The organism is Micromonospora sp. DT62, from assembly GCF_049847285.1.
GTDB lineage: Bacteria > Actinomycetota > Actinomycetes > Mycobacteriales > Micromonosporaceae > Micromonospora > Micromonospora reichwaldensis.
The window spans coordinates 1-13,427 of the sequence record NZ_JBNCOB010000032.1; the positions used below are offsets into that span (position 1 = coordinate 1).

At 74.2% G+C, this 13,427-nt stretch carries 5 protein-coding genes; 1 reads left to right on the forward strand and 4 read right to left on the reverse strand.

Annotated elements, in window-relative coordinates:
• Positions 1-228 precede the first annotated feature (228 nt).
• Positions 229-1,440 (forward strand): cytochrome P450, encoded by a 1,212-nt coding sequence (locus tag ACPXCB_RS28510; RefSeq protein ID WP_425878943.1) that lies wholly within the window; start codon positions 229-231, stop codon positions 1,438-1,440.
• Positions 1,441-1,635: 195 nt separating this feature from the next.
• On the opposite strand, the gene ACPXCB_RS28515 is transcribed toward ACPXCB_RS28510, so the two are convergent.
• From ACPXCB_RS28515 to ACPXCB_RS28530, 4 genes are all read right to left on the reverse strand, one after another.
• Positions 1,636-1,881 (reverse strand): ferredoxin, encoded by a 246-nt coding sequence (locus tag ACPXCB_RS28515; protein ID WP_425878945.1) that lies wholly within the window; start codon positions 1,879-1,881, stop codon positions 1,636-1,638.
• Between the two features lie 72 nt (positions 1,882-1,953).
• A complete protein-coding gene (locus ACPXCB_RS28520; RefSeq protein ID WP_425878947.1) occupies positions 1,954-2,829 on the reverse strand; it encodes an FG-GAP repeat domain-containing protein in 876 nt (291 codons plus the stop codon).
• 82 nt (positions 2,830-2,911) lie between these two features.
• The gene (locus tag ACPXCB_RS28525; RefSeq protein ID WP_425878949.1) at positions 2,912-4,108 is read right to left on the reverse strand and encodes an alpha-hydroxy acid oxidase; all 1,197 of its coding nucleotides are present in this window, start codon (positions 4,106-4,108) and stop codon (positions 2,912-2,914) included.
• A gap of 58 nt (positions 4,109-4,166) precedes the next feature.
• Positions 4,167-13,421: a type I polyketide synthase gene (locus tag ACPXCB_RS28530; protein ID WP_425878951.1), complete on the reverse strand. Its 9,255-nt coding sequence runs from the start codon at positions 13,419-13,421 to the stop codon at positions 4,167-4,169.
• Positions 13,422-13,427 lie beyond the last annotated feature (6 nt).

The window sequence follows — 13,427 nt, forward strand, 5'->3', positions numbered from 1 at the left end:
CGGCCGCAGCCTCCAAGAACTCCAACAACGCATCCTCGAACACGACGCCAAAATCCAAATCCCCGCACTCACCCACTAACCCACCGACCCACTCCGCACCAGCCACGATCGCCTCCACGATTACCCGAGGGTGGACCGTCTGCGGGCAACATCAGGAGCGCGCGGTCCGTGACGCCTGGCGCACCGGAGGCCGACGGCGATTCCTGCTCAGACCACAGCGAGGACGACATGGCGAACAAGTGCCCGGCGCACGGGCATCAGATGGTGATGGACGACGACTACTTCGCTAGCCCGTACGCGGCGTACGAGGTCTACGCGTCACTGCACGAAAAGGGTGCCGTGCACCGCACCTGCCTGCCCGACCACGGCCCCGTGTGGCTGGTGACCGGTCACGCCGAGGTCTACTCCGCACTGCGCGACAGGCGCCTCGCGCGGCCCCGCGAGTACAGCAACGGGGACTTCACCAGCAAGCGCTTCCCGGAAGGCGAGGCGACCGGGACGATCGTCACCCTCGACCCGCCGGAGCACACGCGGCTCAAGAAGATGATCAACTTCACCTTCCTGCCCCGCAACCTGGAGACCTTCCGCCCCCGGGTGCACCAGCTGGTCAAGGCCCGGCTGGACGCGATCGAGGCGGCCGGCGGCGGCGACCTGGTCGAGGACTACGCGGCCATCCTGCCGATCACGATCGTCTGCGACGTGCTCGGCATCCGCGAGGAGTACCGCAAGGACCTGAAGCACTGGGCAGACCTGGTGTTCAGCGGCGACAACGAGACCAACGCGATGGTCCGCACGAAGATGTCGCACTTCATGAACATGGTCCGCGAGGAGAAGACGAAGGAGCCCGGCGAGGACCTCTTCTCGTACTGGATCCACGCCAAGAACGCCGACGGCGAGCCCGAACTCAACGTCTACCAGGTGATGGCCCTGGCCCTGCTGACGATGCTGGGCGGGTACGACACCACCGCGGGCATGATCGGCCGGGGCGCGCTGGCGCTGCTCGACAGCCCGGAGACGCTGGAGCGGCTCCGCAAGGACCCGGACCTGTTCGACGTGGCCGTCGAGGAGCTGCTGCGCCGCAACGGCTCCGTGCACCACGGCTTCCGCCGCTTCGCCACGGAGGACCTGGAGATCGACGGCACGAAGATCGCCAAGGGCGAGACGGTGCTGCTGCACCTGACCGCGGCGGGCAACGACCCGAAGCGGTTCCCCGAGCCGCAGGTGCTCGACATCGACCGCGAGGACAAGGGGCACGTGGCGTTCGGCGGCGGCCCGCACTTCTGCTCGGGTTCGGAGCTGGCCCGGATGGAGACGATCATCGCCCTCCGGGAGCTGTTCATGCGTTTCCCGAACATCAAGCTCGCCGCGCCCCGGGAGTCGCTGAAGGTCAGGCGTACGCCGTTGGTGCCGGCACTGATCTCCCTCCCGGTCACGGTCTGAGCGCTACGGAGGACGCGGTCCGCCGGTCACCTCGCCGATCTCGGCGGGTGGCCGGCGGACCGCGTCGTGTCGGGCCCGGGCCGCCTGGTGGACTGCCCGGGCCCGGCCGCAGCCGGAAACGAAGAAAGGCCGCCCACGGCGGTCTGTGCGGGGCGTCGGCCCGCCGGGCGTGGTCGCACCCGGCGGGCCGAGCCGTCATCGCTTCGGGGCGATCAGCGTCCCGTCCTGCGCGTCGATCACCGAGATGGCCTCCACGGGGCAGAACTCGGCGGCCTCGATCACCTGGTCGGACGGCGCCACCACGTCGGCCAGCGGCCGGGAGACGGGGTCCATCGCGAAGTGCTCCGGCGCGCTGCCCACGCAGAAACCCGAGCTGATGCAGCGCTTCGATTCCACCACCAGCCGCCACCCGGCCTGGTCGCCGGCCTCATTCACGCTCACCACTGCTCCTCTCGTCGTGCGTCCACTGTGTCGGGGTCCCCGGGCGTGCGTGGCGGCGCGAGCCGGCCCACGTCAGCTCACCACCGAGTACTTCTGCCAGCCGGTCGCGACGACCTCCGGTGCGGACAGCGTCGCGAACGGCCGGTCCGGGTCGAACGTGCCGTGGTGCAGGTGGACGACGAGCGTGCCGTCGGGGCGCAGACCCAGCACGTCCGGGCGGCCGTCGAGGTCGATGTCGGTCACCGTGATGATCTCGTACTCCTGCCAGCCGTGGGCGAGCGTGAACCACCGGCCCTCGCCGCGCCACCACGGGCCCTCGCCGGAGGTGTTGTGCGCGAACTCGTACAGGTCGAGGTCGCCGTTCGCCCGCCGGACCAGCAGGTCGGCCCGGCCGGTGCCGGTGAAGTCGGCCATCGCGAGCGGGAAGTCGCCGACGTCGACGGTCACCATGCGGTGCGCGGTGCGGTCGTACGTCTCGTTCTGCGTGACCTGCCGCTGGTTGAAGAACGCGTCGACGTGGCCCGCGTCCTGCTCGCGGCCGAACATGTCGTCACAGCCGTCCAGGTCCAGGTCCGCGATGCCGAGGGTCTCCCACTTCTTGTCGTCGCGGGCGCCGGAGATGCGGATCGGCTCGCCGAGGGTGTCGAGACCGTTCAGTCCACCCCTGTTCGGATAGAGGAAGATCCCGTGGGTCTCGTTCATGTGCGTCATGCTCACGCCGATGACGTCGGCGTGGCCGTTGCCGTTGACGTCGATGGGACGGACCAGCCCGTGGTTCCGGTTCGGATGGAAGCCGGTGCTGATCAGCTCCGGCTCGCCGAAGGTCTCGCTACCCCGGAAGCTGCCGCTGTGCGGGAAGACCAGCAGTTCGCCCGTGACGTCGTCGCGGACCATGATGTCCATCCTCCCGTCCCCGTTGAACGAACGGCAGTGACCGTTCCCGCTCATGCGTGCCACAAATAACCTCCACGTACGCCCCGAAATGCGACAGCCCGATCGATCCGACCGGGGATCGAGAAAGCGGCGGGAATCAGCGGAACCTGACGTGCGAACGGTTCAGCTCGCCCACCGAGGAGACCCCGAGCAGCTTCATGGTGACCTCGATCTCCCGGCTCAGGATCTCCATGGCCCGTACGACGCCGCGCCGGCCGCCGGCCATCAGTCCGTACTGGTAGGCCCGGCCGACCACGGCGGCGGTGGCGCCCAGGGCGATCGCCGCCACGATGTCGGCGCCCGAGGTGATGCCGGTGTCGACGAGCACCTCGACCCGGTCGCCCACCTCGTCCACGACGTCCGGCAGCAGCTCGACGGGCACCGGGGCCCGGTCGAGCTTGCGTCCGCCGTGCGTGGACAGCCACACCCCGTCGACCCCGACGTCCGCGACCCGTTTGGCGTCGGCGACGCTCTGCACGCCCTTGGCGACGAGCTTGCCCGACCAGGCGCCGCGCAGCCACTCGACGTCGTCGATGGACAGCCGCGGGTTGAACACCCGCTTGATCATGTCGGACGCGGACCCGCCGGTGGCCTTGAGCACCTGCGGGGACGGGGTGCCGGCCCGCCACTGCCGCATCCACCAGCCCGGATGCAGGAACGCCTCGGCGATGGTGCCGACGCTCATCGACGGCGGGATGGTCAGGCCGTTGCGGATGTCGCGGCGGCGCGGCACGGAGATCGGCGTGTCCAGCGTCAGCAGGATGGTGTCGAACTTCGCCTCCTCGGCGAGCGCGATCAGTTCCTTGACCATCGCCCGGTCCTCGGCGAAGTACAGCTGGAACCAGTGCCGGCCCTCGGGCGCGGCGGCGGCGACGTCCGCCAGCGACGTGGTCGCGAGGGTGGAGACCGAGTACGGGATGCCGAACTGCTGCGCCACCGACGCGACGGCCGGCTCGCCCTCGGCGTGCATCACCCGGTTGAAGCCGACCGGCGCCAGGGCGAACGGCAGCTCCTGCCGCTTGCCGAGCACCGTCCGGCTGGTGTCCAGGTGGGACACGTCGCGCAGCACCGACGGCTGGAACTCGATGTTGGCGAACGTCTCCCGGGCGCGACTGAGGCTGCGCTCGCTGTCCGCCGCCCCGTCGCAGTAGTCGAACACCATCCGGGGCACCGCCCGGCGGGCCACGTCGCGCAGGTCGGCGATGCCCGCCGCGCGCAGCAGCCGGCGTTCCGTCGGGTTCCACGCCACCTTGGGCGGCTTGATCAGCGTGCTCATCCGAGCGGACTTGCTCATGATGGCTTCCTTCCGTGAGGGGGGTGACGAAGGTCCGCTCCTCGTCGTGGGGGGCCTGCTACGCGACGAGGGCCCGCTGGGCGAGCAGTTCCTCGACCACCTCGGCAGGCGTCGGGTGGTCGTAGACGAGCGCGGCGGTCAGCTCCAGCCCGGTGAGGGCCTCGAGCCGGCGCCGCAGTTCCACGGCGGTGAGGGAGGAGAAACCGATGTCGAGGAACTCCTGGTTCTCGTCGACCGCGGCGGCCGACGGCAGACCGAGCGTGTACGCGGTCTGGGCCCGCACCACGTGGGACAGCACCACGCGGGTCTCGGCCTCGTCGGCGCCGTCGAGCAGCCGGCGCAACGCGTCGGGGCTGTCGGCGTCGAGCGTGTCCTCGGCGGCCTCGGTGACGTGGCGCATCGCGTCCGGCAGGTCCCGCAGCAGCGGGCTCGGCCGGTACCGGGTGTAGTCGGGCACGAACGAGGGCCAGTCCACGGCGGCGGCGACCCGGCCGGCCGCGCCCGTGCCCACCGCCGCGCCGAACTGCTCGACGGTGACGTCCGGACCGACCGCGATCGACACCGCCCCGTCGCGCTGCTGGGCGATCGCGTCGAACACGGCCGCCGTCTCGGCGGCGCCGGCGACACCGAACATCTCGTCGGCCCTGTGTACGAGCACAAGCCGCTCGGCGCGGGCGGCGAGGGCGGTCGCGACCGGGTCGTCGGCGTCGCTGGTGACGACCACCGTGTCGGCGGCCCCCGTGGTGACCGTCGCGCCCGCCGCCTCCAGCAGGGCGGCGATCCGGTCCGCCAGCGGCCCGCCGTGCAGCGCGACCGGGCCCGCCGGCCGCCACGGCTCACCGGTCGGCGCGGGGGCCGCGACGAGCCGGCGGGCGAAGACGCCCGCCGAGCGCAGCGCCACCTGGTCCTCGCCGGCACCCCGGGTGAGCACCCGGCACAGGGCGGTCAGCGTCCGGTCGTCGAGCGTCTCCGGCAGGTCGACCACCCCGCCCCAGGCCCGGGGCGTGGCGAGGGCGGTGGACCGGCCGAAGCCGTACGCCGCCGCCCCGTCCAGGTCGGTGATCCGCTCGGTGGGGGTGACCGCGGCCGCGCCCCGGGTCAGGCACCACACGGGAGCCTCGACGCGGGACTCGTCGAGGGCCCGCAGCAGCCCGGCGGGGGTGGGCACGGCGGACGTCGTCAGCACCCCCGCGGCCACGTGTTCGGGCACCAGGTCGAGCAGTTCGTCCACCGTGCCGTCGCGGTACACGCGCACGTCGGCGCCGTGCCGGGCCATCGCCTCGGCGATCCGGTCGGCGTCCGCCGGCACCAGCCACACGCCCCGCAGGGCGGGCACCGGCAGCTCCGTGACCGGGGACCACCGCAGCTGGTAGCCGGGCGCGGGCCCGCGCCGCCACGACGACAGCGCCACCGCCACGTCCTTCAGGGTCGCGGTGTCGTCCAGGCCCAGCAGCGTGCCCAGGTCGTCGCGCTCGACCGCGGCCCAGAAGTCGTCGCCGGGCGCGGCGGCGGCGGGCGGGTCCGGCCACAGGCGGGTGCGCTGGAAGGCGTACGTGGGCAGGGCGACCGGGCGCGCGCCGGCGAAGAAGGCCGGCCAGTCGACGGGCACGCCGCGGTTGTGCAGGCGGGCGAGCGCCTCGGTCACCACCAGCGGCCCGTCCCGGTCGGCGCGCTGCGCGGGCACGAACTCGCCGTCGGCCACGCACTCCCGGCCGAGCGCGGTGAGCACCGCGTCCGGGCCCAGTTCGAGGAAGGTGCGTACGCCGCGTGCCGCCAGCGCCTCGACGGCCGCGGCGAACCGGACCGTCGCCCGTACCTGACGCACCCAGTACTCGGGGGTCAGCTCGGCGGGCTCACCGGTGACCGTGGAGAGCACCGGGATCGTCGGCGGGTGGTGGGTGACGGACCCGGCCACCGCGCGGAACTCGTCGAGCATGGGTTCCATCAGCGGCGAGTGGAACGCGTGCGACACGGTGAGCCGCTTGGTCTTGCGACCGCTGGCGGCCAACTTTTCGGCGACCGCCAGGGTGGCGGCCTCCTCGCCGGAGAGCACGACCGAGGTGGGGCCGTTGACGGCGGCGACCGCCACGGCGTCGGAGAGCAGCGGGACGACCTCGTCCTCGGCGGCGCGTACGGCCACCATCGCGCCGCCGGTCGGCAGCGCCTGCATCAGCCGGCCGCGGGCGGCCACCAGCCGGGCGGCGTCCGGCAGGGTGAGGACCCCCGCCACGTGCGCCGCCGCCAGCTCACCGATCGAGTGCCCCGCCACGAAGTCCGGCCGCACCCCCCACGACTCGAACAACCGGAACAGCGCCACCTCCACCGCGAACAACGCCGGCTGCGCCCACCCCGTCTGATGCACCTCCTCGGAACCCAACACCTCCCGCAACGGCCGCTCAAGATGCCCGTCCAGCTCCGCACACACCTCGCCGAACGCCCGCGCGAACACCGGGAAGCCCATCAGCTCCCCCGCCATGCCCACCCGCTGCGCCCCCTGCCCGGTGAAGAGCACGGCGGTCGCCCCGGCGGTGTCGGCGACCCCGCCGACCACCCCGGGGGCGTTCTCGCCACGGGCCAGCGCGGCGAGTCCGGCGCGCAACTCGGCCAGGTCCCGGCCGAGCACGGCCGCCCGGTGCCGCAGGGCGGTACGGGTGGTGGCGAGCGAGAAGCCGGCGTCCACGGTGGACGCCGCGTCGGTGAGGTGGGCGGCGAGCCGGGCCGCCAGGTCCCGCAGCGCGGCCTGGTCCCGGCCGGACACCACCAGGGGCACCACCGGCACCTCGGCCGTCGAGTCCACCACCACGGGCTCGGGCGCCTGTTCGATGATCGCGTGCGCGTTGGTGCCGGAGATGCCGAACGAGGAGACGCCGGCGCGGCGCGGCCGTCCCGTCTCCGGCCAGGGCACCGCCCCGGTCAGCAGTTGGACCGCCCCGTCCGCCCAGTCCACGTGCGGCGACGGCGCGTCGACGTGCAGCGTCTGCGGCAGCAGGCCGTGCCGGATCGCCTCCACCATCTTGATCACCCCGGCGACGCCGGCGGCGGCCTGGGTGTGCCCGATGTTCGACTTGATCGAGCCGACCCAGAGCGGGTGCTCGCCCCGGTCGCGGCCGTACGTCGCGATGAGCGACCGGGCCTCGATCGGGTCGCCGAGGGTGGTGCCGGTGCCGTGCGCCTCGACGGCGTCCACGTCGGCCGGTCGCAGCCCCGCGTCGGCGAGCGCCTGGTTGACCAGGCGCTGCTGGGACGGCCCGTTCGGCGCGGTCATGCCGTTGCTCGCGCCGTCCTGGTTGACGGCGGTGCTGCGTACGACGGCGAGCACCGGGTGGCCGTTGCGGCGCGCGTCGGAGAGCCGTTCGAGCACCAGCACCCCGACGCCCTCACCCCAGCCGGTGCCGTCGGCGCCGGCGGCGAAGGACTTGCACCGGCCGTCCGGCGCGAGGGCCCGCTGGCGGCTGAAGTCGATGAACGCGTTGGGCGTCGCGAGCACGGTCACGCCACCGGCCAGGGCGAGCGTGCACTCGCCCCGGCGCAGCGACTGGGCGGCCAGGTGCAGGGTGACCAGCGACGACGAGCACGCCGTGTCGACGGTGACCGCCGGCCCCTCCAGCCCCAGCGCGTACGACACCCGGCCGGAGACCACGCCGCCGGCGACGCCGGTGCCGATGAAGCCGTCGAGCTCGGGAGGCAGGTGCTGGAGGTGCGCGGTGTAGTCGTGGTACATCAGGCCGGCGAACACCCCGGTGCGGCTGCCGCGCAGGGTGGTGGGATCGATGCCGGCGCGCTCGACGGCCTCCCACGAGGTCTCCAGGAACAGCCGCTGCTGCGGGTCCATGGCCAGGGCCTCGCGGCGGGAGATGCCGAAGAACTCGGCGTCGAACCAGGCCGCGTCGTACAGGAAGGCGCCCTCCCCGCAGTAGGTGCGGCCGGGCTTGTCCGGGTCCGGGTCGACGAGGTTGTCGATGTCCCAGCCACGGTCGGTCGGGAAGCCGGCCACCGCGTCGACGCCCCCCGCGACCAGGTCCCACAGCTTCTCCGGGGAGGTGGCGCCGCCGGGGAACCGGCAGCCCATGCCGACGATCGCGATGGGGTCGTCGGTGCCGTCGGTGGCGGCCACGACCACGGCTGCGGCCGACCCTCCGGCGAAGAGTTCCGCGTCCAGGTGCTCGGCCAGCGTGGTGGGGTTCGGGTAGTCGAAGACCAGCGTGACGGGCAGCCGCAGGCCGACGACCGCGTTGAGGCGGTTGCGGAACTCGACGGCGGTGAGCGAGTCGAAGCCCAGCTCCTTGAACGCCTTCGTCGCGCCCACCGCCTCGGCGCCGCCGTGCCCGAGCACGACCGCGACCTGCGTACGGACGATGTCGACCAGCTCCTTGCGGCGCTCGGCCGGGCCGCGACCGGCGAGGGCCGCGACCAGGTCGGAGGCCGCCGCGGCGTCGGCGGAGACCTGGCGTCGCGCCGGGGTGCGGACCAGGCCGCGCAGCACCGGGGGCAGCACGCCGCCGGTCGCCTGCTCCCGCAGGGCGGCGAGGTCCAGGTGGATCGGCACGAGGGCGGCCTCGGGCGCGCCGAGCGCCTCGTCGAGGAGCGCGAGCCCGTCCTCGGTGGAGAGGGGCCGCACGCCGGAGCGCCGCATCCGGGCGAGGTCGGCGTCGTCGAGCGCGCCGGTGAGGCCGGTGCGTTGCGCCCACATGCCCCACGCCAGCGACACCGCGGGCAGGCCCTGGGCGCGCCGGTACGCGGCGAACGCGTCGACGAACGCGTTGGCCGCCGCGTAGTTGCCCTGACCGGGGCCGCCGAGGACGCCCGCGGCGGAGGAGAAGACGATGAAGGCGCTCACGTCGCCGGCCAGCTCGTGCAGGTTCACGAGCGCGTCGACCTTGGGGCGCAGCGCGGTGGCGATCCGCTCCGGCGTGAGCGACGGGATCATCCCGTCGTCCAGGACGCCGGCCGTGTGCACGACCGCCGTGGGCGGGTGCTCCGCGACGAGCGCGGCCAGCGCCGCGCGGTCGGCGGCGTCGCAGGCGGCGACCGTCACGTGCACACCCTGGGCGGTCAGCTCGTCGTGCAGCGTCCGCAGGTCCTCGGTCATGCCGCGACGGCCGGCGAGCACGAGCCGGCGCACGCCGTGCCGCGCGACGAGGTGCCGGGCGACGAGGCGGCCGAGCGTGCCCGACGCCCCCGTGACGAGGACCGTGCCGGTGATCTCCGGTGGCGTGCCCGGCTGCCCGGACGCCTTCGCGAGGCGGGGTACGAGGACCTCGGTGCCGCGCAGGGCGAGCTGCGACTCGCCCGAGCGCAGCGCCGGCACGAGGTTCGGCGCCCACTGCCCGCCCGCCACGTCGACGAGCACGATCCGGCCGGGGTTCTCGGACGCGGCCGAGCGCAGCAGGCCCCACACGGCGGCGAGCGCCGGCCGGGTCGCGTCGGTGGCCCCCTCGGTCAGCACGACCAGGCGGGCGGCGGCGAACCGGTCGTCGGCGAGCCACTCCTGGACGGCGGCGAGGGCGTGCTCCACCGCCCGGTAGGTGGCCCCGACCAGGTCGTCGCCGTCGGCGGTGACCGGGAGGACCACGAAGTCGGGGACCTCGCCGATCGCGGCGAGGCTGTCGTACGCGGTGGCGCCGGGCAGCTCGCCGCCCACGACCGCGACCGTGGCCGCGCCGTCGCCCACCGGGACGGGCACCCAGTCGAGCACGTGCATCGCCTGGTGGCGCGGGTTGGTCAGGTCGGCGAGCGCGTTCGCGGGCAGGCGGCGGACGGCCAGCGCGTCGATCGTGGCGACCGGCGCACCGGCGTGGTCGGCGACGGTCACCGCGACGGCGTTCGGGCCCGCCGACCGGATGGTGACCCGGAGCCGGGCGGCACCGGTGGCGTGCAGGGTCACCCCGTGCCAGGCGAACGGCAGCCAGGGCCCGCCCTCGCCGTCGTCGTCGGAGGTGAACACGCCCAGGCCGAGCGGGTGCAGCGCCGCGTCGAGCACCGCCGGGTGCAGGCCGAAGCCCGTCACCTTCGCCGCCTCGGGGGCGGTGACCTCGGCGAACAGCTCGTCGCCCCGCCGCCACACCGACCCCAGGCCGCCGAAGGCGGGGCCGTACGTCACGTCGAGCGCCGCGAACCGGTCGTACAGCTCGGCGGTGTCCAGCGCCTCGGCGCCCTCGGGCGGCCAGACGCCCGCCGGGGCCGCCGCGCGGTCGTCGGCGCCGGAGGTCCCGGTGCCCAGGGTGCCGGTGGCGTGCCGGGTCCACGGGCCGTCACCGTCGGGCCGCGAGTGGACGGTCAGCCGCCGGGCGCCGTCCGGGCCGGGCTCGCCGACGCGGAGCTGGACCTGCACCGCGCCCCGCTCCGGCACCACCAGGGGCGCTTCGAGCGTCAGCTCCTCGACCTCGGTGGCGCCCACCTCGTCGCCGGCGCGGACCGCCAGCTCGACGAAGGCCGTGCCGGGCAGGAAGATCCGGCCCGCCACCCGGTGGTCGGCGAGCCACGGGTGCGCCGAGGTCGACAGCCGGCCGGTGAGCAGCACCCCGTCCGCGCCGGCCAGCGACACGGTCGCGCCGAGCAGCGGGTGGCCGGTGGAGCCGAGGCCGAGGCCGGTGGCGTCGACCGGGCCGCCCGCCCCGCTGGGCCAGTAGGTCCGGCGTTGGAAGGCGTACGTGGGCAGGGCGACCGGTCGGGCCGGGGTGGTGACCAGCGTGGCCCAGTCCGGCTGCACGCCCCGGGTGTGCGCCTGCCCCAGCGACAGCAGGAACCGGCGCAGGCCGCCCTCGTCGCGGCGCAGCGTGCCGACGACCGAGCCGCCGCCCGCCTCGTCGAGCAGGTCCTGCACGGCGGGTACGAGCACCGGGTGCGAGCTGACCTCGACGAAGGAGTCGATGCCGTCGGCGATGACGCCGCGTACGGTCTGCTCGAACTCGACGGTCTGCCGCAGGTTGCGGTACCAGTACTCGGCGACCAGCTCGGCGGTGTCGAGCAGCTCACCGGTGACGGTCGAGTAGAGCGGCACGTCGCCGGTGCGGGGCCGCACGGGGGCGAGGACCCGGAGCAGCTCGTCGCGCATCGACTCGACGTGCGCGGAGTGCGAGGCGTAGTCGACGTCGATGCGCCGCGCGCGGACCTCGTCGCGCTCGCACTCGGCGAGCAGCTCGTCGAGCGCCTCGGGCGCGCCGGAGACGACCACGGTGGACGGCCCGTTCACGGCGGCGACCGACAGCCCGGGCCGCAGGCGCCGGGCGACCTTCGCGACCGGCTCCGACACGGACACCATGCCGCCCCGCCCGGCGAGGTCCACGGCGATCAGCTGGCTGCGCAGGGTCACCACCAGGGCGGCGTCGTCCAGGGTGAGCGCGCCGGCCACGCAGGCGGCGGCGATCTCGCCCTGGGAGTGCCCGACGACGGCGGCGGGCTCGATCCCGTGGGAGCGCCACAGCGCCGCCAGCGAGACCATCATGGCGAACAGCGCCGGCTGGACGACGTCCACCCGGTCCAGGGAGGCGGCGCCCGGGACGCCGCGCAGCACGTCGAGCAGCGACCAGTCGGTGTGCCGGTCGACGGCGGTGGCGCACTCCGCCATCCGGGCGGCGAAGACGGGTGCGGTGTCCAGCAGCTCGGCGGCCATGCCCAGCCACTGCGAGCCCTGGCCGGGGAAGAGGAACGCGGTGCGCTCGCCGGCGTCGGCGAGCCCGGTGACGAGGTTGCGGGCCGCGCCGCCGTCGGCGAGCGCGTCGAGCGCGGCGGAGAGCTCGTCCCGGTCCCCGACGAGGACGGCGCGGTGCGGGAGGCGGGCGCGGGTGCTGGCGAGCGCGTACGCGACGTCGTGCGTGCCGAGGTCGTCGGTCAGGCGGTCGCGCAGCCGGAGCGCCTGCTCGCGCAGCGCCGCCTCCGTCCGGGCCGACAGCACCCACGTGGCGGGGCCCTCGGCCGGCGGGGCGCTCTGCGGGGCCTCGGCGGCCGGTGGCTCCTCGATCAGCACGTGGGCGTTGGTGCCCGAGATGCCGAACGACGAGACGCCCGCGCGCCGCGGGTTCTCGCCCCGTGGCCACCGCACCGGCTCGCTGAGCAGCTGGACGGCGCCCTCGGCCCAGTCCACGTGGTGCGACGGCTTGTCGACGTGCAGGGTGCGGGGCAGCTCCTCGTGCCGCAGCGCCATGACCATCTTGATCACGCCCGCGACGCCGGCGGCGGCCTGGGTGTGCCCGAAGTTCGTTTTCACCGAGCCGAGCCAGAGCGGCCGGTCACGCTCCTGGCCGTAGGTGGCGATGAGCGACTGGGCCTCGATCGGGTCGCCCAGCGTGGTGCCGGTGCCGTGCGCCTCCACCGCGTCCACGTCGGCCGTGGTGAGCCCGGCGTTCGCCAGCGCGGCCCGGATGACCCGCTGCTGCGACGGCCCGTTCGGCGCGGTGAGGCCGTTCGACGCGCCGTCCTGGTTGACGGCCGAGCCGCGTACCACCGCCAGGACGCGGTGCCCGTTGCGGCGCGCGTCCGACAGCTTCTCGAGCACGAGTACGCCGACGCCCTCGCCGAACGCGGTGCCGTCCGCCGCCGAGGCGAACGCCTTCACCCGGCCGTCCGAGGCGAGCCCCTTCTGGCTGGAGAACTCGATGAACGTGCCGGGCGTGGAGATGACGCAGGTGCCGCCGGCCAGCGCGAGGTCGCAGTCGCCGCTGCGCAGCGCGTGCGCGGCCACGTGCATCGCCACCAGCGACGACGAGCAGGCCGTGTCCACGGTGACGGCCGGGCCCTCCAGCCCCAGCACGTACGACACCCGGCCGGACACGACGCTGCCCGCGACCCCGGTCATCGTGTAGCCGATCAGCGCGTCCACGTCGCGCTGCATGGCGTTCAGGTACTCGACGCTGTTCGCGCCGACGAACACGCCGGTCCGGCTGCCCCGCAGCGAGTGCGGGTCGATCCCGGCGTGCTCGAACGCCTCCCACGACGTCTCCAGCATCAGCCGCTGCTGCGGGTCCATGGCGAGCGCCTCGCGCGGGCTGATGCCGAAGAAGCCCGCGTCGAAGTCGGTGGCGTCCGGGATGAAGCCGCCCCGCCGTACGTAGCTGGTGCCGGAGCCGCTGTCCGGGTCGAACAGGTCGTCCAGGTCCCAGCCCCGGTTGGTGGGGAAGTCGGTGATGCCGTCGCCGCCGGACGACACCAGCTCCCACAGGTCGTCGGCCGAGCGCACGCCGCCGGGGAAGCGGCAGCCGATGCCGACAATGGCGATCGGCTCCCGCTCCGTGGCGGTACGCAGCTTCCGCCGCGTCTCGTGCAGGTCGGCCGTCACGCGCCGGAGGTACTCGACAAGCTGCTCTTCGTTCGCCATCAGTAA

Excerpts from the sequence above, each read along its gene's own strand:
- ACPXCB_RS28525 (WP_425878949.1), bottom strand. The coding sequence starts at position 4,108 with ATGAGCAAGTCCGCTCGGATGAGCACGCTGATCAAGCCGCCCAAGGTG.
- ACPXCB_RS28510 (WP_425878943.1), top strand. The coding sequence starts at position 229 with ATGGCGAACAAGTGCCCGGCGCACGGGCATCAGATGGTGATGGACGAC.
- ACPXCB_RS28530 (WP_425878951.1), bottom strand. The coding sequence starts at position 13,421 with ATGGCGAACGAAGAGCAGCTTGTCGAGTACCTCCGGCGCGTGACGGCC.
- ACPXCB_RS28520 (WP_425878947.1), bottom strand. The coding sequence starts at position 2,829 with ATGAGCGGGAACGGTCACTGCCGTTCGTTCAACGGGGACGGGAGGATG.